This is a genomic window from Limnothrix sp. PR1529 (genome assembly GCF_002742025.1).
In the GTDB taxonomy this organism is placed as follows: domain Bacteria; phylum Cyanobacteriota; class Cyanobacteriia; order CACIAM-69d; family CACIAM-69d; genus CACIAM-69d.
Window position 1 is genome coordinate 60,189 of the sequence record NZ_LIRO01000045.1, and the last position, 19,658, is coordinate 79,846.

Consider the following 19,658-nt stretch of genomic DNA (forward strand, 5'->3'; position numbering starts at 1 on the left):
AGGAGACCGAATTCAATGAAATATGGGATTGACATGGGCCACAACGCGGCCCCCGACACTGGCGCAGTGGGCATCAAAAAAGAAGATGACCTCACGATCGCCGTCGGCACAAGGGTGATCAGTCAACTGCAAGCCTTGGGTCATCAGGTGGTGAACTGCACCCCCAAAAGCGCCTCCAGCGTCATGGACTCGCTTTCCAAGCGTTGTTCCACCGCCAATGCCAACAATGTGGATTTATTTGTCTCCATCCACTTCAACAGCTACAACGGCCGCACCAGCGGTTCTGAAGTTTGGTATGCCAGCAATTCTGGGAAGAAATTTGCCCAACCCGTGCTCACGGAAATTCTGAAACTGGGCTATGTCAACCGTGGCATCAAAGAGGGCAACTTCTACGTGCTAGCCCATACGGATATGCCCAGCATTTTGGTGGAATGCTGCTTTGTGGATTCCGTCGATGATATGAAGCGGTTTGACCCAGACCAAATGGCGCGGGCGATCGTGGCGGGCGTGACCGGCGGCCAAACGGCCACCACGCCGCCCCCGGCCACCAGCGACCCAGAAATTGTGAAATTGCAGCAGGCCCTTAACCGGTTGCAGGTTTACGCCACACCCACGGGCCAGCCCTTGGCCGCCGATGGCAAGCTGGGGCCCCAAACCAACCAGGCGAAACAACGCCTCAAAACCATCTTTGCCATTTCGCCTGCGGAAACGGAAGCCAGCAATCGCGCCATGTGGGAAGCGATCACGTCGATCACGGTCGATCGCGTTGTGTTGCGACCCAATCACGGCTATGGCCCGGCAGTGCGCTATTTACAATTCCAATTGAATATTCCGCCCACGGGGTTATACAGCGACGCAACGGTTAGCGCAGTGCTGGCCTATCAAAAAGCCCAAGGGTTGACAGCCGATGGGGTGGTGGGCCCAGCCACCTGGGGCAAATTGGTTCCCTAGGCCAGGACGTTGGGCGATCGAGCAGGCTATAGTCTCCAAGGTGTTGATATTGCATGGCTATGCGTTCTACCCCTGACTGGTCACCGGAATCCGATCCCAACGAGGGGCGATCGGACGATGCGGCCCTTGAGGCGCAAGACCCGTCAATCAATATTCACAACCCGCAGCAGACCGCTCAGAGTAGCAATCCAGACGGTTTCCAGAATGACGCTCAGAAGGGTGCTCAAAACGCCCAACCGGACTCCGATGCCGAGGATGACAGCGATGGGCCCATGCGGTTCTATAACCGCTTTGAGGACTACATGGAAATCGCCGCCGCCCCGGAAACCTTTGCCAACTACCTCGATGGACATCAGGAGTGGTTTCACCGCTGTGCTCATCCAATGCAGGTCAACCCGATCGACCAAAACAGCTATGCCATCACGATCGGGCACTTTGGCGCATTTGACTATTACGTGGAACCGAAAGTGGGCCTCGAACTCCTGCCGCCGGAACAGGGCGTTTATGGCATCCGCACCGTACCCGTGCCCGACTATGACCCACCGGGCTACGCCGTAGACTTCCAGGCCGCCATGAAACTGGTGGCGGTGGACAATCCCGACGAAGCGGCCGAGCAACCCGTGAGTACCCACGTCACTTGGACGCTGGATTTGAATGTGGATGTGTGGTTTCCGCGCTTTATTCGGGTTTTGCCCCAAGGATTGATTCAAAGAACGGGCGATCGACTGCTGGGGCAAATTGTCCGCCAGGTGTCTCGCCGGTTAACGGCTAAGGTACAAACAGATTTTCATGAGTCCCAAAATTTGCCGTTTCCCCAGCAATTGCAACGCAACCGCAGCTTCTTTTAGCAACTTTTTTTAGCAGCTTTTCTAACAGCTCTTCTTCAAGGGTTTTCTCAAGCATTGATTTTCTCAAGCATTGAGAAGAGACCCAGGCAGCAGACCAGAAGCTTAGGCCAGGGATCCGGACAAGGGGTTTAAACCCCTTGTCTTTGTTTTTGATCGTTTCCTAACGCCAGGATCAGCACATTAGGAATTGGCTAACAACCTTTGGCGTTGGCGATCGCGCTGGAAATTACACTAATCGCACTAAAGGTTAGCGGGTTAGCCCGTGGGTGGGCAATGACCACCGAATCGTTGCTTCATGGCATCTGCCATATGGCGTGCCAATTATTTTAGATCAAGGCTGTATCGGCAGAAAGATTATTTTTGTAGCTTGAAATACTAGACAAAAACAGGCAATTAATCTAAAGCGAGTGATGCATTAGCTACTGTACCGATCGAAACGTGAAAGCACCTAGCCCACTTCAGAAAAATACAAAGCACGAGAGATTTTTAGTTTAAATACATTCGCGAAAGCCTTACGGAGCAAGACACACAGCAATTTGATATCGGGAATAAAATTCTGATTTTTCAGGTCTTCACTCGACGCTTGTTCGATCAACTGAAGGAAATATTCGAAACTGAACTTGCATAATTCTTGAGATCTGTGTAATATTCTTTCGAGAAAATACGGTATTCCGATCTGAATATCGTATTTTGTAAAACATGGCTTCAATTCATAGGCATAGACCAAGCATATGAGCCAGCCATATCGGTCAGCCCCATTCACCTGGAGCCGCCAATTAAACCAGCCATGAGATGCACGCTTTTAAAGTTCAAAAGCGTTTGCGCTCCGGCCTCATCCCCACCTTTTGATTGAACGTGAGTAGCCAACTGTGAATGTCCTTTGGTTTATTCCAACCTATGGTGATGGACGCTACTTGGGGACGAATATTGGCGGTCGTCCTTCAGATTTCGCCTATCTCAAACAGCTTGCTCAGGCGATCGATGCCCTACCGTTTTCGGGAGCACTATTGCCCACAGGGCGGGCCTGCGAAGACGCATGGGTTGTTGCCTCGGCGCTCATTGCTGTAACGCAGAGGATGAAATTTTTGGTAGCCGTGCGACCCGGACTCACGCTGCCGGGTGTGGCAGCACGCATGGCCGCCACGTTCGATCGCCTCTCTGGGGGCCGACTACTGATCAATGTTGTTACCGGTGGCGACCCTGTGGAATTAGCAGGCGATGGCCTGCACTTAGCCCACGACGATCGCTACGCCCTCACTGACGAGTTTTTGACAGTTTGGCGAAAGCTGCTGCTTCAGGAAACCGTGAACTTTACCGGTAGCCATATTGATGTGCGCGGTGGACAGCAAGTTTTCCCACCACTGCAAAAACCTTATCCGCCCCTATGGTTTGGCGGCTCATCAACTGCCGCGCACCGGGTCGCAGCCAAACACGCCGATACCTATCTGACTTGGGGCGAACCGCCAGCCGCCGTCGCTCAAAAAATTGCTGATGTTCGACAACAGGCCGAATCCCAAGGGCGATCGGTACGATTTGGAATTCGGCTGCATGTGGTGGTGCGAGAAACAACATCCGAAGCCTGGGCAGCCGCAGAAGACCTACTGCGTTACGTGGACGAGTCAGCAGTTGCTCGCGCACAGGCGGATTTTGCTCGCATGGATTCTGAAGGCCAACGTCGCATGACCCATTTCAATCGCGGCAGTCGAGAGTCCCTGGAAATTTCTCCCAACCTTTGGGCGGGTGTTGGCCTGGTGCGCGGAGGAGCCGGAACAGCGTTGGTTGGCGATCCCGCAACAGTTGCCGAACGCTTACGGGAATACGCGGACTTGGGCATTGATTCCTTCATTCTCTCGGGCTACCCCCACTTGGAAGAAGCCTATCGCACAGCGGAGTTGTTACTGCCTCGACTCCCCCTGGCTCCCGTTGAACAACAATCCACCCAACATCTAGTCAATCCCCTGATGTTTGGCCCCTTTGGCGATGCCTCAGCCCAGAGCTTGCGCGATCGTTTGCCCTCTCCCCAATCAGCACCGGTTTAGTTCATCCGCTGGCAAGCACTAGGAATTCCAGCAAGAAATCGTCATCGCCGTTTAACCAACACTGTCAATCCGTCAAGTTCTCCATATGACCAGGAGCTAAGCATGAGCAGTCAAAGTACAGTTGTTCGTTTCATTGCCAAAACCTTCAAGCTTCCTAAATGGTTGCTAAGTCTTGCCCTGGTTTTCATCGTTTCCGTGGGATGCAGCAATGCAACCAAAGCAGACTTGCCCAAATCCATTCGATTAGATTACGCCTATTACAATCCTGTGAGCCTTGTTCTGAAAGAAAAGGGCTGGGTTGAGTCGGAATTTGCAAAAGACAAAATCCAAGTTGAATGGGTTTTAAGTCAAGGCAGTAACAAAGCCTTGGAGTTCTTGAATGCTCGTAGCTTAGACTTTGGCTCAACGGCTGGAGCTTCCGCCCTGATTGGGAAGGCGAATGGTAATCCCATCAAGTCAATCTATACCTATTCCAAACCCGAGTGGGTGGCCTTGGTCACCAAGGGCGAGTCATCAATTAAAAGTGTTTCGGATCTCAAAGGCAAGAAAGTTGCTGCCACCCGAGGCACTGATGCCTTCATTTTCCTGCTGCGCTCCCTGGATCAAGTGGGACTGAGCGACAAAGACGTGACAATTATCCCGCTGCAACACGCAGATGGTCGTGCTGCCCTTGAAAAGGGTGACGTTGATGCTTGGGCCGGCCTCGACCCGCATATGGCAAAAGCTGAATTGGAAAGTGGCGCTCGTTTGTTTTCCCGCAACCCTGAATTCAATAGCTATGGCGTACTGAATGTTCGGGAGGAATTTGCACAACGCTATCCACAATTGGTTGAACGTGTGCTTCGAATCTACGAACAAGGACGGCAATGGGCACAGGAAAATCCGGAAGAATTGAAAGCAGTTCTTGTCAAGGAATCCAAGCTGAGTCCTGCCGTGGCGGCCAAGCAACTGGAGCGAACTGATCTTTCAAATTCAGCCATTGGCGGGCAACAGAAGAATGCCATTGTAGCAGCGGGGAGCGTCCTCAAGAAAAGTGGCATTATTTCAGAGTCGGTCAACGTCAATCAGGTTGTAGATAGTCTCATCGATCCCCAGTACATTGATCAGATTGTCAAAAAATAATTGACTGATTCCGAGAGTTGGCTTGACTAAGCTATTGAGTAATCATGAGTAGTCATGAGTAATCAATTGGCTGCTGAAAGCAAGTCAACTCTAAAATCAGACTGGTCAGGCAAATCCGGAAATATGAACCTAGTTGAGGCTTGTCAGAACAGTGACCACCACCATCAAAAGGCAATCTGAGATTAGACGACTGCGGCCCAATCAGAAAATTCGCTGGCGGGATTCATCCATCTTCCAAGGAGGAATTTTGCCAGTAGCTCTACTGCTGACTTGGGAAGTTCTTTCGCGACTCAGCATCTTTCCAGAAAACTTGATGCCTGCACCATCAGTTGTTTTGCTAACACTTTGGCAACTGACAGTTGATGGTCAACTTTTTGGGCATATTGGCATCACGCTTTACAGGGTGCTTTTGGGGTTTTTGATTGGTGGTGGTCTCGCAACCATTATTGGTGCTCTGACAGGATATTTTCGAGTTTTTCATCAATTGTGCGATCCCCTGTTGCAGGCACTGCGGAGTATTCCATCCCTGGCTTGGGTTCCTTTATTTATTCTTTGGCTAGGTATTCAGGAGCCTTCAAAAATAGCCCTGATTGCAGTGGGAGTTTTTTTTCCAGTTTATCTAAATCTGATGACGGGAGTTCGAGAGGTCGATCGCAAGCTGGTTGAGGTTGGCAAGGTATATCGATTAAGCGATTGGGAATCTATTGTGCGAGTTTTTATCCCAGCCACACTACCAGCTTATTTAGTTGGGTTACGAAGTGGATTGGGATTGGGATGGATGTTTGTGGTTGCTGCTGAAATTATGGGTGCCAGCCAAGGTTTAGGGTTTTTGTTGGTTGATGGACAGGCCACCGGAAGACCTTCAATTATTTTGGGCAGCATTTTGCTATTCGCAATCATTGGGAAGACCACGGATTTGATTCTTCTGATTTTTGGTAAGCGTCTCTTGTATTGGCAGGATGTTTATGGATCGAGTGAGCAATCTGTTTAGAGCATTGTCCAAGAACGAAAGCATGAAGCATTGTCAAACTATGATGCGGAATTTTTGAAATTTGGGATTCCCAGAGTTTGAATGAATTTGAGCCTCAGTTGGATTGATGAACCTGAATATGACTCGCTGTGAGTGAGGGCTATTGAACATGCTAAAAATTGATGGAGTTGGAAAACAGTTCAGAAATGGTTACATTGCCATTGACAGAATTGATTTGACGCTAGAACCGGGTGAAATTGTTGGATTAGTCGGTGCTAGCGGCTGTGGCAAAAGTACTTTGCTACGAATTATTGCCGGTCTGGAGCATCCGAGCCTGGGGCAAGTTCTGATTGATGATGAAGTGATCCGAAAACCACATCCCAAGGTGAGCACGATCTTTCAGGAACCGCGCTTAATGCCTTGGCTGACAGTTCGTCAAAATATTGCCTTTGGCTTGTCAAAATTACCGCCCCCAGTTCGTGATGAGCTGACCACTGATGCCATTGCACGGGTTGGTTTATGCCAGTTTGCGGATGCACTTCCTCGACAGTTATCAGGTGGGATGGCGCAGCGTGTGGCGATCGCCCGTGCTTTAGTGACTCGTCCATCGATTCTTTTGCTGGATGAACCATTTAGCGCATTGGATGCGTTTACTCGCCTCAAGCAACAAGATCATTTGCTGAATCTGTGGCAAGAGAATCGCCCAACTTTGTTACTCGTAACCCACGATGTTGAAGAGGCGGTGCTACTCAGCGATCGAGTGATTGTTTTGCAATGTCCTGGACGGGTTTATCGAGAGTTCACCATCGATTTACCACGTCCTCGATCGCGCACGAGCCTAGAGTTTCAGCGTTGGAAGATCGAAATTCTAGATGCACTCAACTTTTCTAGGGAGCTACAGTTGGCAAATCGTTAAACCCAAACCTCAGAGCTACTTGAGTTGGCTTGCTGAGTAAATTGCAGTTGATGACCGATTTCCCGATCGCCAAGGACATTATGACGAACTTAAGACCTGAAAGATCTAGTGTTTTGGTTAGCGATTGGACTGAGCAAAACCGGCTTGACCCGTTGGCAGTTGCTCGATCTTTAGCAGAAGATTTTTCGACAACGGTGATTGAGCGAGACGCAGCCGGCGTGACTCCCTTGCTTGAGCGCAATTGCCTACGTCACAGCGGACTCTTGAAGCTAATCATTCCCAGCTCTGCCGGTGGCTGGGGAGAAAGTTGGATTCTGGCAATGCAAATTAGTCGCGAATTTGCCAAGGTAGATAGCTCGATCGCCCATATTTACTCCTACCACAACTTGGGAGTGATCATTCCTTACCTATTTGGAACTGTTCAGCAGCGAGATTATTACTATCAAGAAACTATTCAACAGAATTGGTTTTGGTGTAATGCGCTCAATCCCCTAGACCACAATCTCAAGTTAAGTCGAGAGGGTGGGATCTATCGCCTGAATGGATTTAAAACATTTTGCTCAGGAGCCAAAGACTCGGATATTTTGCCGACCATGGCCACTGAAGAAGCATCCGGCAAGCAGGTCATTGCCATTTTGCCTACGAGACGTGCTGGAATTGAGCTGCAAAATAATTGGGACAATATTGGGCAACGTCAGACCGATAGCGGCAGCGTTGTTTTTAACAATGTTTTGGTGAAGCCGGAAGAAATTTTGGAAGACCAAACTCAAGTCAATCAGCCATTCCGAACCATTCGGGCCTGTTTGACACAACTCAACCTAGCCAATATTTACTTAGGAATTGCACTGGGGGCGTTAGATAGCGCCAAGCTTTACACTCGCCATTGCACTCGTCCTTGGCCCACTGCCGGAGTGCCCACCGCTGGTGACGATCCCTATATCCTTCAACGGTATGGTCAATGGTGGGCTGGGTTGGAGGCGGCTACGGCGCTTTGTGACCGGGCGGCTGAGCGCTTGCAAACCGCTTGGGATCGCAGTTGGGCCCTGTCATCAGAGGAGCGAGCTGCGTGCGCCCTGGCAATTGCCTCGGCTAAGGTGGTTACCCACCAGGTTGGATTGGATGTGACGAGTGGAATTTTTGAGGCGATGGGTGCGCGATCGAGCAGTCGATGCTACGGGTTTGATCAGTTCTGGCGTAACCTCCGAACCTTCACGCTTCATGATCCGATTGATTACAAGATCAAAGCCCTTGGCGATTGGGTTTTGAATGAGCGCTTACCGAAGCCTGACTTTTATCTTTAGGGTTTTTATCTTTAGGTTTTTAGGCTAGGGTTTCGGGTTTCTGAAGACTAACCGCAAGAATGCACCAAGCATTTCTGTCCTAGTTTTGCCGGGTGGGACAAGGGGTTTAAACCCCTTGTCTTTGTTTTTGGTCATTTCCCAACGCCAGGATCAGCACATTGAGAATTGGCTAACAACCTTTGGCGCTGACGATCGCGCTGGAAATCGCACTAATCACACCAAAGGTTAGCGCTTGAGGTTAGCGCTTGAGGTTATTGATCCATTCGCGGAGTTGCTCGCTGGCCACATCACGGCCGCCCAAACCGAAGGCGATCGCGCTGGCCACGGCCACTGCGCCCAAGATCAAACCAAAGGCCAGGTTCACAATATCCGGGGCAATTCCCATCTGTTGCAGCGCCATGGCCCCCACCAACACAATGATCGCCAACCGGGCCACTTGAGCCAGCAGGGTGGCTTGGCGAGAGCCGGGCATGGCAATCACCCGGTAAGCCAAATTAGCCAGATACAGGCCCACGGCAAAAATCAAGGCCCCGACGAGCACTTGACCGAGGATGGTGGTCAGCCCTGCAACGAGGGCCGTCAGTTCCGGCACTTTCAGGCTGTCGATCGCGGCGATCGCGGCAAACAGCATGATGCCCACCAGGGTGATGATCCCGGCAATATCCGAAGGAGACTTGGCCCCCACGGTCATGGGCAGCCCTAAGGCGAGGGGCATGTTATTGAAGCCCACACCACTCAGGAAATTGCTGACCAAATTGGCGACAAACCGCCCGATCGCATAGGCGATCGCCAGAATAATCACGGCCCGCAGAATGTACGGAATTGCCAGCAGAATTTCATTCAGCATGGCCACGGCGGGTTCCGAAATGGCCTGGATTTGCAGCTCTTGCAAAACCGAAATGGCCGTGACGATCAAAATCACCGTGTAGGCAATGGTTCCCGCAATCCAAGACAGACTTTGGGTTCCTGCCAATCCGCTGAGGCCAATGCGGTAACCGAGGCGATCGACCCCTGCCGATCCCAGGAAGTTGGTCAACACCACCCGCACCAGTCGAGCAATGAACCAACCGATCGCCCCCACCAGCACCGCCTTAAAGATTCGTGGCAGCGCTTCTAGCACCTGAGCCACGGCCCCTTGAATTGGCTCCAGCGGCCCTTGCAAGGCCAGGGCATCCAGCACAAAAGGCAGGAACAGCAGCAGAATCAGCCAGTAGAGGATATTGCCAAGGGTTTCGTTCAGCAGAATCGGACTGCTGCCGCCCATTTGACTCGCCAAGCGATCGTCTAGGGAAAAGCGCTGTAGCCCTCGGGTGAGCAGCAGTTTCACCACCGTGGCCACAAGCCAAGCCAGCGCCGTGAGAATTAGGGCGCTAAAGATACGCGGGGCATAGCCCAGAATTTCCCCTAAAAAGCGCTGAAGGGGGGTTGAAGCCGCCTGCAGACCGACCGCATCCAGGAAAACCAAAATGGCAAAGAGCATGATCGTCCAAAAGGCGATCGCCCCGGCCCAGTTTTCGATCGGGACAAGGGTGGCATCGTTAGCCGACTGACCCGACAGCCAACCCGACAGCCGCCGCCCCACATCCAATCGGCTGAGGAGGTGGCGCACCACGCTGGCCACCAAAATAGCCAACAGCCAGCCCACCAACAGGGCCACCAGCCCCCGCACCAAACCATTCAAGAAGGGGGCCACATCCGGACTCGTGCCCGGAATTGGGGGCACTTGGGCCGAATAAAGGGCCGCAGCCCCGGGCAAAGCAAGGGCTGGGGGCATAGAAACGATTTGCCAAATTGCGATTGTCATGGATTGTGATGCTCCAGTGGAATGCACCTGAAGGGATGGAAGGGCCACCACGATCGGGCTGTTACCCTTGGCCCCGCCCCAAATTTGGGGATTGGGGGACGGTTGGCCGATCGCGGCGATCGCTGGGCCCCCATGGGCGAAACCCACTGGGGGCCAATTGGGGCCGCCAGCACCATTCCATCAGGCTTCAAAGCACAGCTAGTAACGGGTTGAGCCGCCTTGGCCGTTGCGATACCGTAAGGCTAACAGATGGATTACGGAAGGTCTCTGGGGAGCCAGCGGTTCAAGGGGCCCGATCGCGCCGTTGGCTGGCGGTGGCCAACAGGCTCAAAACTTGCAAACAGGCGGTTGTTGGCATCCTGGGCGCGGGATCAGGTTTCTGGAGATCCGTCCGGGGGCATTCACCCCCCAATAGAAAATGTTAAAGTTTGGGGCGTTTCTCTCAGGATTTCGATCAACAGAAAACGCCGGCAGTCCACAATTCTCCAACGGTCTCCGCCGTCTTCTGTGGTTCACTGAGGTTTCAGCCCCTTTCACCCCGGGTTTCTCGATCGCTGACCCCCTCAAGCAACCCCGATCCAGGCATACTGGTCAACGGCTTAAAAATAGCCCTTTGCCAGTTAATCCTCCGTCGGCCAGCCGGTGCATGGAATTGGATCCATTAGCGTTTTCCTTTGTTTTTCTGGGCCGAAACAGCGGCTAATGGCCGTCTGTGCCTCAGGCCATGCCCGCACCACTCCATTCCTAGTATTTGCCTTCGAGTCCATGCTCTCTCTGCTCCTTGGCTTGTTTCCGCTCCAGGTGGGGCCCGTCGCTCAACTGCCCCCGATCGAACAGGCCGAACCCGATTCCCCAGGGAACCGGGAGGCCGCAGAAGATGAAATTTTGGCTCCGCAGCCCGTGCGGCGGCGAGAGATTACCCAGCGCCATCAGGTGCGATCGCTCCCCGGGCGGCTGGACAACGTGCCGGTTTTTAACAGCAACAGCCCTGAAGTGGTGCTGACGGAAGGGATTTTGCTGTCCACTTTTCCGGCCAACGGCATGGCCGTGCCTTCCGCGCACCTCAACTATGCCTTTCAGGGGCGGTTTGATATTTTTTCGCATCACATTTCCCGGGCGGCGGCCTATCAGGAAGGACGCACGCTGTTTCAGGGCGTGATGGTCTATAACCCGGGGCCGCGCACCGTTGAGGTGAACATTCGCGAATCCGCTAGCTATATCAGCCGGTTTGAAGCGCCCTTTAAACCCTTGCCGGCCTATCTGGAAGACCCGATCGGGGCAATCTATTCTGGCTCTGGCAGCCGCGTGGTGGGGGATGTGTTGCGCGGTCGGCGGCGGGGCCTGCTGCGATCGAATCTGCGGCTAGGGCCTCGGGAAGCAGAAATGGTGGTGAATTCCCCGATTCCAGTGGGCAAAATCACCCCCTCCTCCAATACTCGATCGACCCTGATTCGGGCCGAGTCCAATGGGCCGGTCTATCTGGCCAGTTTGGCCATGTTCTCGCCCAAGACCCCCGACGGCCGCGAACAAATTCCCAGCCTGCGGGAGTGGCAATACCTGTTGGTGCGCAGCGGTCTTTCGGGCCCACGTGATGTGGCTCCCACCTCCTTGAGCTTGGCGGAAACCAGTGCTCGATTCTTCTATGGCCGAGTGGCCGGCGTGGCCAAAGGGTCGCGCTGGGAGGCCACCCTCACGGATCCGGGGGTGAATGAACTGCGAGTGCCTACCGATGGCGGGGCCATTTCCTACCCGATCGCCACCTTGCCCCGAGGAACGTTGGGCACGCGCCAGGTTCAAAGTGCGCCCATGGTGGCTCGCTATCCCGACACGGCCTATCTGGCCCACGGTAATTACGGGGTGCAATATAGCTTGACCTTGCCCTTAACCAATCGCACCGGCAGCCCGCAACAGGTGGCGATTTTGTTTCAAACTCCTTTGAAGGAGGACGGGCCGAGCGATCAACTACGATTTTTGGAGCCGCCCGAAGAGCGGGTCTTTTTCCGGGGGCCCATTCGGTTGCAGTACCAAGATGATTTGGGCAATCCGATCGATCGCTTCATCCATGTGGTGCAACATCGGGGTGAACAGGGGCAACCCCTCGCCACCTTGAACCTACGACCCGGTTCCAAGCGGGTGGTGCAGGTGAATTTTCTCTATCCGCCCGATGCCACACCGCCCCAAGTGCTGACGGTGCAATCCATCCGTTAGGGGCGATCGTCCCTGAGTCGTCGATTTGGATTTCTGGGCAACGGCCAGCCCTATCATTCGGGGGAAGCAACGGGGGCATTCCATGACATTTCTGTCGCAAGTCTATGGTTGGCTGCTGATTTCAACGGTGGGCCTGTTTTGGCTGCTGCCCTGGCGATCGGGGCGATGGGGCCTGCTGTTGGTTGCCAGTCTGATTTTTTATGGGCTGCGGCAACCCCTCTACGTTCCTCTGTTGTTGGTGGGCACGGCCCTGAACTACAGCTTGGGCTGGATGTTGCGGACCGATCGGCGATCGATTCGACATTACGTGGGCGGGCCAAACCCGGAAGCCCGACAGCGACAGCGAAAACGCCTGCTATGGGTGGGCATTGGCCTCAATTTGCTGTTGTTGTTTGGGTTTAAATATGTGCCCTTTGCCCTCAACTCCCTGGGCTGGGCGTTCCAGAGTCCGCCCCTGTTGGATGCGGCTAATTGGGTCGATCGAATCGAAGCGCCCCTCGGCATTAGCTTTTTTTGCTTTGAATGTATTGCTTATCTTGTGGATGTCTATCGCGGTGCGCCTCCGGCCCGCAATTGGCTGAAATTTTGTACCTATAAGCTCTTTTTCCCAAAGCTCATTTCCGGGCCGATCGTCCGCTATCACGGCTTGGCGAGCCAACTGGAAGAGTTAGACCAGCCGCGCAATCCCCGGGCTGAACAAATCACCGAAGGTCTGTGGCTGATTGCCTGCGGTTCCATCAAAAAGGGACTGATTGCCGATTCCTTGGGCCTATGGGTCCGCACGATCTTCAGCCCCGGAACCCTGGAGCGGGCGGGCAGCGGGGACTTGTGGTTGGCGATCGGGGCCTATGGTTTCCAGCTCTATCTGGACTTCAGTGGCTATGTGGACATCGCCCGAGGCAGCGCGATGTTGCTCGGGATTCAACTGCCCCAAAATTTTGATTTTCCCTACCTCAGCACCAGCATTGCGGACTTTTGGCGACGCTGGCACATCACCCTCGGTGACTGGCTCCGAAACTATCTCTACATTCCTTTGGGGGGTTCCCGCCAAGGCCTGGTTCGCACCTGCATCAACCTGATGATCGTGATGTTATTGGGTGGCCTGTGGCATGGGGACAACTGGGGCTATGTGCTGTGGGGTGGGGCCCATGGGCTGGCTTTGGCGGTGCATCGGTTGGTGGATGCGGCTTCCCACCGTTTCAGTCCCCTGGCGGCCCTGTGGGCCCATCCGGCGGGGGTGGCTCTGGCTTGGGGCCTGACGCAACTGATGGTGTTTTTGAGCTGGGTGCTGATTCGGTTGCCGGACTGGAGCCAGTCGAGCTTGGTGTTTCAACACCTTTGGGGCCGATCGAGCGATGGGGCTTTTCTAGAAAAGGTTTATGACGAAGCGTTGGGGTTGGATCCTTGGCGATTGGGCGCGGCCTTGGGGGCGATCGCGCTGCTGATGGTGGTGGCTTGGTTTGGTCAACGGGGCCTGCGGTTGCAGCTCACACAGCCGGTAAAAATCGCCCTCGTCCCCATCTGCCTTTATCTGGTCTGGATTCTGGGGCCCGAGGGCGTACCGTTTATTTACTTTGACTTCTAGGCCTAACTTCTGGGCCTAACTTCTAGGCCTCGTTGGGTCTCGCTAGATCTAGCGAGACCCTTGGAGCCTTGGGTCACTAGGCGGCGATCGCCAGCCAGAGAGATTGCACTTGGTCAAACAAAGCCAGTTGCAAGCTGTGGGTGACCGGTAACCCAGCCAAAACGGCTCCGGCACAGAGCAGCATCAGGTAGCCGATCGAGTATTTGAACAGATCCCGTGCGACGGCGCGATCGCTCGGTAGGGCCAGCAGTTGCCAGGACTTTTGCACCAAAATGCTCCCCAAAATCAGGGCGATCGCCCCGTAGAGCCAACCGGTTTCGCCCAAGGGCCAAGCCAACGCCAAGGTCAAAGGAACCAGGGCGATCGAGTAACCCAGAATTTGCTTAGCCGTGGCCTCGTCGCCACTCACCACCGGCAGCATGGGCACACCCACGCTGGCGTAGTCATCCCGAATCATCAAAGCCAGCGCCCAGAAGTGTGGCGGAGTCCAAAGGAAAATAATCCAAAACAGCGCCCAGGCGGGCCAATCCAGCGTGCCCGTCACGGCGGCCCAACCCACCAGGGGCGGAATGGCCCCCGCCGCGCCGCCAATCACGATGTTGTGGGGACTGTGGCGCTTCAGCCAGTGGGTATAGACCACCACATAGCAGCCAATTCCCGCCATCGCCAACAGAGCCGCCAGCAGATTAGCCATCCAGGTCAGCAGCCCAAAGGACGCAACGCCCAGGACGATCGCGAATATCAGAGCATCGCGGGGGCGAATTTGCCCGGAGGGAATTGGGCGCTTTTGGGTGCGCACCATGATCGAATCAATGTCGCGATCATAGAAGCAGTTGATCGCATTAGCGGAACCGGCAGCCAAGGCCCCACCGGCCAGGGTTGCCAAAAACAGCACCGGATCCACATCACCCCCGCCAGCCAGGGCCATGGCCGCTGCGGTGGAAATCAGCAGCAACACAATGATCCGGGGCTTGGTGAGCTGAATATAGCTCCGAACGATCGACCCGGCTCGCTGCCAGGGCGACGCAGCCGCTTCCTCGGTCATGTTCGACAGGTTTTGCACAATTTCTTGCATAGCAGCTATTCCGGCAACATCAACAACCAGCGAGTTCTTGGGAGTTTTTGGGGAGTTCTTGGAAATTTTTGGGGAATTCTTGGGGAATTCTGGGCGAGGCCTGAGCTGTTTAGGCTGTCAGACCATCGGGCGACTCCCGCAACCGATCGCGCCCGGCCCAAACCGTGAAGGCCACCAGCGAAGCCAACAGGGCCGCCGCGATCGCCTCATGCAGCACCGTTAGCCCTGCCACCCGCAATTGAAAGTGATAGGTGCTGTAACCAATGGCCAATTGCGCCACCAACAACAGGGCGATCAGGCTCCGGAGGGAACGGAGGCGCGGATTCAAAGCCGGGGTGCGCCAAGCCATGATCAGCAAAATGCCAATGGTCAAGACAGCGGGCACAATGCCCCAAAAGTGGGTGTGGAGAACGCCGCAGAGCTGATCGCCCTCCAGGCATTGGTGTACCGCCCAGCGCGATCCGACAATGCCACCGATCAGGCTTTGGACATCGATCGTGATCGCCGCCAGCAGGGCCCAACCCGCCAAGCCGGCCGCCGTGCCCGAAGCCTGTTGGGGAGTCAGGCCCGCCGCGATCGCCACCAACAGGGCCAAAAATGCCAACGCCGTCCCCAAGTGCGCCGTCACCACGTCAAACCGCAGCAACTCCGTCACCGTCAGGGCCCCCAGCCCCGCTTGCAACACCACCAGGGCCAGGGCCGCCACCGTTGCCGGAACCACCCAACCGGGCAGTTCCCGCCGAAACCGGACTGCCGTACCCGCCAAGCCCAGGGCCCCAAAGGCCACCACTGCTGCATCCAGTCGGTGGAACCATTCCAAAAACACCTGCCAATTCATCTGGGTCCAGGGAACCGCCTGGCCATAGCAGAGGGGCCAATCGGGACAGGCGAGACCCGCATTAGCCACGCGGGTGGCCGAGCCGATCGCCATCAGCAACCAGGCCGCCACCGCCAGCCGCTTGGCCAACCACCGCACTCGATCGCTTCCCAAAGATGAATTGACCTCGGCGATCGCGATCGAGGTCTTCACCGATTCGGAAGAATGCCCCGCCTGATGAAACACGGTTTCCGCCATAGGAATTCTTAAGAAAATCTTGAGTCTAAAAAGCAGCAATGAGGTGCATCGCCACCATAACTCAGTTCCGAAAATTGCGGAAATGTCATGTCAAAGATTGCAACACGTTGCAATGTACAACAATTAGCCGATTCGACCTAAAATTCGCCGTCAACTAACGGTAAGCTCATCAAGAACTGACCATTTGATCAAAATTTGTCCCCAAGAAAGCGTTACATATCAAACGATTTTTGATTTAGTTTGTATTGTAAATAACAGCTTTTCCAGGACTGTCACCCTTCGTCCCCCTAGGGTAATTTTCAGCCCAATCCTCAAATAATCCCTAGATATTGATGTATCAATGGGCGATCGCCCCAAAATTTCAAGATTTTTGGCAACCGATGAGTTCGCACAATCTAGAGCATGTTAATTGTTGATGACAAATCACGGCCAGAATCGCTGAAAATCACCATCGCCAGACTCCAGGAAACCCAAAGATTTCCTAAAGGTTGTTAACGGCAAAGAGAATCCTAAAGATATTTAAAAATATTGACAAACCAAATCAGCTCCCTGAAAAAAACGTCTACCTTTGAAGGCAGTAACGCAGTGGCAAGCGCAATGGGCCGCTGCCCCCGCTCCTTTCCCCTTCGTTGGCCGCCGCCCTCGCTTGGCCGTTGGCCCCCAACGGAGGGGCAGACCTGTCCCGATCGCCTGTTGCCCTTTGCCTTTGCAGTCTTGCGTGACGCACCACCATGAATGTTCCTAGTACGATCCTGACCCTGCTGATGGGCATTGGCTTAACGCTAATCAGCCTTTGGGTTGGGCAAAACTATCATTTCCTGCTGCCGGTGTCGGCTACGGACGTGTCGCCCGAGGTCGATCGCCTGTTTGGGGCCATGTTGACCATTGCCACGGGCCTTTTTCTGCTGGTGCAAGGATGCTTGATTTATGCGATCCTGCGCTTTCGGCGCAAGCCCGGCGATGACACCGACGGCCCGCCCATCCGGGGCAACATTCCCCTAGAGATCCTTTGGACTGCGATCCCCGCCGTGATCTGTTTGGGCATCTCGGTCTTTAGCTTTGATGTGTATAACTCCATGGGAGGCTTGGATCCGATGGCCAGTGGAGCCGGGATGGGCATGGCCCACCACCACGGCCACCACACCGCGATCGCCGCCACGTTGGATGAGGCCCCGGCCATGAATGGTACGGAAGTGGCCCTAGGGCTGGGGGCAGCTCCCGATTCCCAAGGCCAAGCCCCCGACTTGCAAGTCAATGTGCAGGGGCTGCAATACGCCTGGATTTTTAACTACCCTGACTTGAACGTGATGGCAGGGGAACTGCATGTGCCCGTGGGTCAGGATGTGCAGCTCAACATTTCCGCCATGGATGTGTTGCACGCCTTCTGGATTCCGCAGTTTCGGATTAAGCAGGATGCGATCCCCGGTCGCCCCACACAATTACGCTTCCGGGCAACCCAGCCAGGCCGCTACCCGATCGTTTGCGCCGAGCTTTGCGGTTCCTTCCACGGGGCAATGCGCACCGAAGTACTGGTGCAAACACCGGAAGAGTATGAAGCCTGGGTGGCAAGCGTGATGCCCGAGGCGGAAACCACGGAAACGGGCCAAGGATCAGCGGTGACCCTGGCGCAAAATCCTCAAAATTTGACGGATTCGGAATATTTACAGGTTTACAGCGATCGGCTGGGGATCGAGACCCGTTCGATCGCCCAATTGGCCCCCGCTGCGCTGTAGTCAGCGGTCACCCTTGGCCTCAGCATCCGGGCTGGGCTGAATTGACATCCAACTTTTCGGTTTTTGTTGTTTCTTGTTGTCTCTTGTCGTTGCTATGGCTCCAGCAGAACTCAGAACGCCCGGCGCGATCGAACCCGATCCCGAACCCTGGCAACGGTTTTTTAGCTTCAGCGTCGATCACAAAGTCATCGGCATTCAATACCTTGTCACCAGCTTTTTCTTCTTCCTGATTGGTGGAGCCTTGGCCACCGCCGTGCGCGTGGAGTTGGCTACTCCGGAAGTGGATTTCGTGAGCCGCGAACTCTACAACCAACTCTTCACCATCCATGCAACGGTGATGATTTTTCTGTGGATTGTGCCGGCCGGAGCAGGCTTTGGCAACTATCTCATTCCCCTGATGATTGGGGCCAAGGATATGGCCTTTCCTCGGCTCAACGCGATCGCCTTCTGGATGATTCCGCCGGCCGGGCTGCTGCTGATTGCCAGCTTTTTTGTGCCCACCGGAGCCGCCGCCGCCGGTTGGACTTCCTATCCTCCCCTCAGCTTGGTCAGTGGCCAATGGGGTGAACTAATTTGGATCCTCAGCATTTTGCTGTTGGGAACCTCCTCCATTTTGGGCGGGATCAACTTTGCAGCCACCATCCTCAAAATGCGCATCCCCGGCATGACGTTAAATGACATGCCGCTGTTTTGTTGGGCCATGTTGGCCGCTTCCATTTTGATTTTGATGTCCACCCCGGTGCTGGCTGGCGCATTGGTGCTGTTGTCCTTTGATTTGATGGCGGGAACGGCCTTTTTTAACCCCACTGGGGGCGGTGACCCGATCGTCTATCAGCACATGTTTTGGTTCTATTCCCACCCAGCGGTTTACATCATGATCCTGCCGCTGTTTGGAGCCATTTCCGAAATTTTGCCCGTCCATGCTCGCAAACCCATTTTTGGTTACAAGGCGATCGCCTATTCCAGCATTGCCATCAGTTTGTTGGGCTTGATTGTTTGGGCACACCACATGTTCACCAGTGGCACACCGGCATGGTTGCGGATGTTTTTCATGATTGCCACCATGATCATCGCCGTGCCCACCGGAATCAAAGTGTTTGGTTGGGTGGCCACCATTTGGGGTGGCAAATTGCGGCTGAATTCCGCCATGCTGTTTGCGATCGGGTTTGTGTCGATGTTTGTGGTGGGTGGTCTCAGCGGTGTGATGATTGCCTCCGTGCCCTTTGACATCCACGTTCACGACACCTATTTCATCGTTGCCCACCTGCACTACGTGTTGTTTGGCGGCAGTGTGTTTGGTCTCTACGCGGCCCTCTACCACTGGTTCCCCAAAATGACCGGGCGAATGTTAAATGAACCCTGGGGAAAAGTACATTTTGTTTTGACCCTGGTGGGTTTCAATCTTTGCTTTTTGCCCATGCATTACTTGGGCTTGATGGGAATGCCCCGACGGGTGGCGGAATATGATCCGCAATTTTCAACAGTGAATGCAATTTGCAGCATCGGTTCCTATATTTTGGCTGTGTCTACCATTCCGTTTCTGGTGAATGCGGTTTATTCCTGGGTGGCTGGCGAAAAGGCTTCGGCTAATCCTTGGAATGCTCTGACATTGGAGTGGACGGTTTCTTCACCGCCGCCGGAGCACAATTTTGTGGGTCAGCCGGTTTTGAAAACGGGCCCCTATGATTACGGGGTGACGAAACGGGGTGCGAGCCGCAAGCCAATTTCGCAACTGAAGGCTTCTGATATTTTGAGTGGCTCAACACGCTAGGAATTTGGATTTTCATAGCGCGGCAGCCGTGATTCATGGGGTTAACGTTGCGGAGTCGGTCGTGCGGAGTCGGTCGTGATGACAAGGGGCTTAAGACCCTTGCTGCTTAATGATCGAGTCACAGCAACAGGCCATTGAATTAACCGATGAATTAACCGATCAAAATCAACTTGCCGTGCTACTAGGGTGATGAGGCAGTTGTCGTGATCATGCAATTACATGCAGACCCTGTTCAGTTAGGGATCTTTTAGGGATTCTTA

General features: G+C 54.3%; 16 protein-coding genes. 13 read left to right on the plus strand and 3 right to left on the minus strand.

Going from position 1 to position 19,658, the window contains the following annotated elements:
• Window positions 1-15 precede the first annotated feature (15 nt).
• The 7 genes from AMR42_RS07500 to AMR42_RS07535 all read left to right on the plus strand — a co-directional run bounded on the left by AMR42_RS07500 (window position 16) and on the right by AMR42_RS07535 (window position 8,147).
• Window positions 16-951 (plus strand): N-acetylmuramoyl-L-alanine amidase, encoded by a 936-nt coding sequence (locus tag AMR42_RS07500; RefSeq protein ID WP_099532835.1) that lies wholly within the window; start codon window positions 16-18, stop codon window positions 949-951.
• A 53-nt stretch (window positions 952-1,004) separates the two neighbouring features.
• A complete protein-coding gene (locus AMR42_RS07505) occupies window positions 1,005-1,799 on the plus strand; it encodes a DUF1997 domain-containing protein (RefSeq protein ID WP_234406770.1) in 795 nt (264 codons plus the stop codon).
• A gap of 869 nt (window positions 1,800-2,668) precedes the next feature.
• Entirely contained in the window at window positions 2,669-3,838 is a 1,170-nt protein-coding gene (gene ssuD, locus AMR42_RS07515; protein ID WP_099532837.1) for an FMNH2-dependent alkanesulfonate monooxygenase, read from the plus strand.
• Window positions 3,839-3,940: 102 nt separating this feature from the next.
• Window positions 3,941-4,960, plus strand: a complete 1,020-nt coding sequence (locus tag AMR42_RS07520) for an aliphatic sulfonate ABC transporter substrate-binding protein (RefSeq protein ID WP_099532838.1) — start codon at window positions 3,941-3,943, stop codon at window positions 4,958-4,960.
• Between the two features lie 151 nt (window positions 4,961-5,111).
• Complete coding sequence (locus tag AMR42_RS07525; RefSeq protein WP_199858116.1) at window positions 5,112-5,951, plus strand: ABC transporter permease; 840 nt, start codon at window positions 5,112-5,114, stop codon at window positions 5,949-5,951.
• A gap of 148 nt (window positions 5,952-6,099) precedes the next feature.
• The gene (locus tag AMR42_RS07530) at window positions 6,100-6,846 is read left to right on the plus strand and encodes an ABC transporter ATP-binding protein (RefSeq protein WP_099532840.1); all 747 of its coding nucleotides are present in this window, start codon (window positions 6,100-6,102) and stop codon (window positions 6,844-6,846) included.
• 80 nt (window positions 6,847-6,926) lie between these two features.
• Window positions 6,927-8,147, plus strand: coding sequence for an acyl-CoA dehydrogenase family protein (locus AMR42_RS07535; protein ID WP_099532871.1), 1,221 nt, complete (start codon window positions 6,927-6,929; stop codon window positions 8,145-8,147).
• Between the two features lie 238 nt (window positions 8,148-8,385).
• On the opposite strand, the gene AMR42_RS07540 is transcribed toward AMR42_RS07535, so the two are convergent.
• A complete protein-coding gene (locus AMR42_RS07540) occupies window positions 8,386-9,951 on the minus strand; it encodes a mechanosensitive ion channel (protein ID WP_099532841.1) in 1,566 nt (521 codons plus the stop codon).
• A 21-nt stretch (window positions 9,952-9,972) separates the two neighbouring features.
• Here AMR42_RS07540 and AMR42_RS07545 point away from each other — a divergent pair, with 21 nt between their 5' ends.
• The 3 genes from AMR42_RS07545 (at window position 9,973) to AMR42_RS07555 (ending at window position 13,744) form a co-directional block, all read left to right on the plus strand.
• Window positions 9,973-10,164, plus strand: coding sequence for a hypothetical protein (locus AMR42_RS07545; RefSeq protein ID WP_099532842.1), 192 nt, complete (start codon window positions 9,973-9,975; stop codon window positions 10,162-10,164).
• A 552-nt stretch (window positions 10,165-10,716) separates the two neighbouring features.
• Window positions 10,717-12,159, plus strand: coding sequence for a DUF3370 domain-containing protein (locus AMR42_RS07550; protein ID WP_099532843.1), 1,443 nt, complete (start codon window positions 10,717-10,719; stop codon window positions 12,157-12,159).
• Window positions 12,160-12,241: 82 nt separating this feature from the next.
• The gene (locus tag AMR42_RS07555) at window positions 12,242-13,744 is read left to right on the plus strand and encodes an MBOAT family protein (RefSeq protein WP_099532872.1); all 1,503 of its coding nucleotides are present in this window, start codon (window positions 12,242-12,244) and stop codon (window positions 13,742-13,744) included.
• A 76-nt stretch (window positions 13,745-13,820) separates the two neighbouring features.
• On the opposite strand, the gene AMR42_RS07560 is transcribed toward AMR42_RS07555, so the two are convergent.
• The gene (locus AMR42_RS07560; RefSeq protein ID WP_099532844.1) at window positions 13,821-14,819 is read right to left on the minus strand and encodes a heme o synthase; all 999 of its coding nucleotides are present in this window, start codon (window positions 14,817-14,819) and stop codon (window positions 13,821-13,823) included.
• 109 nt (window positions 14,820-14,928) lie between these two features.
• Complete coding sequence (locus AMR42_RS07565; RefSeq protein ID WP_099532845.1) at window positions 14,929-15,894, minus strand: heme A synthase; 966 nt, start codon at window positions 15,892-15,894, stop codon at window positions 14,929-14,931.
• Between the two features lie 585 nt (window positions 15,895-16,479).
• On the opposite strand from AMR42_RS07565, the gene AMR42_RS20305 reads away from it, so the two are divergent.
• From AMR42_RS20305 to ctaD, 3 genes are all read left to right on the plus strand, one after another.
• Complete coding sequence (locus AMR42_RS20305; protein ID WP_158234395.1) at window positions 16,480-16,629, plus strand: hypothetical protein; 150 nt, start codon at window positions 16,480-16,482, stop codon at window positions 16,627-16,629.
• Window positions 16,626-17,627, plus strand: coding sequence for a cytochrome c oxidase subunit II (locus AMR42_RS07570; RefSeq protein ID WP_099532846.1), 1,002 nt, complete (start codon window positions 16,626-16,628; stop codon window positions 17,625-17,627). The genes AMR42_RS20305 and AMR42_RS07570 overlap by 4 nt, the downstream gene beginning before the upstream one ends.
• A gap of 94 nt (window positions 17,628-17,721) precedes the next feature.
• On the plus strand, window positions 17,722-19,398 hold the full coding sequence (ctaD, locus tag AMR42_RS07575; protein ID WP_099532847.1) for a cytochrome c oxidase subunit I: 1,677 nt from the start codon (window positions 17,722-17,724) through the stop codon (window positions 19,396-19,398).
• Window positions 19,399-19,658 lie beyond the last annotated feature (260 nt).

Bases quoted from the DNA above. Each gene is read 5' to 3' on its own strand.
- AMR42_RS07500 (WP_099532835.1), top strand. From the start codon at position 16: ATGAAATATGGGATTGACATGGGCCACAACGCGGCCCCCGACACTGGC.
- AMR42_RS07505 (WP_234406770.1), top strand. From the start codon at position 1,005: ATGGCTATGCGTTCTACCCCTGACTGGTCACCGGAATCCGATCCCAAC.
- AMR42_RS07520 (WP_099532838.1), top strand. From the start codon at position 3,941: ATGAGCAGTCAAAGTACAGTTGTTCGTTTCATTGCCAAAACCTTCAAG.
- AMR42_RS07530 (WP_099532840.1), top strand. From the start codon at position 6,100: ATGCTAAAAATTGATGGAGTTGGAAAACAGTTCAGAAATGGTTACATT.
- AMR42_RS07535 (WP_099532871.1), top strand. From the start codon at position 6,927: ATGACGAACTTAAGACCTGAAAGATCTAGTGTTTTGGTTAGCGATTGG.
- AMR42_RS07540 (WP_099532841.1), bottom strand. From the start codon at position 9,951: ATGACAATCGCAATTTGGCAAATCGTTTCTATGCCCCCAGCCCTTGCT.
- AMR42_RS07545 (WP_099532842.1), top strand. From the start codon at position 9,973: ATGCACCTGAAGGGATGGAAGGGCCACCACGATCGGGCTGTTACCCTT.
- AMR42_RS07550 (WP_099532843.1), top strand. From the start codon at position 10,717: ATGCTCTCTCTGCTCCTTGGCTTGTTTCCGCTCCAGGTGGGGCCCGTC.
- AMR42_RS07555 (WP_099532872.1), top strand. From the start codon at position 12,242: ATGACATTTCTGTCGCAAGTCTATGGTTGGCTGCTGATTTCAACGGTG.
- AMR42_RS07560 (WP_099532844.1), bottom strand. From the start codon at position 14,819: ATGCAAGAAATTGTGCAAAACCTGTCGAACATGACCGAGGAAGCGGCT.
- AMR42_RS07565 (WP_099532845.1), bottom strand. From the start codon at position 15,894: ATGGCGGAAACCGTGTTTCATCAGGCGGGGCATTCTTCCGAATCGGTG.
- AMR42_RS07570 (WP_099532846.1), top strand. From the start codon at position 16,626: ATGAATGTTCCTAGTACGATCCTGACCCTGCTGATGGGCATTGGCTTA.
- ctaD (WP_099532847.1), top strand. From the start codon at position 17,722: ATGGCTCCAGCAGAACTCAGAACGCCCGGCGCGATCGAACCCGATCCC.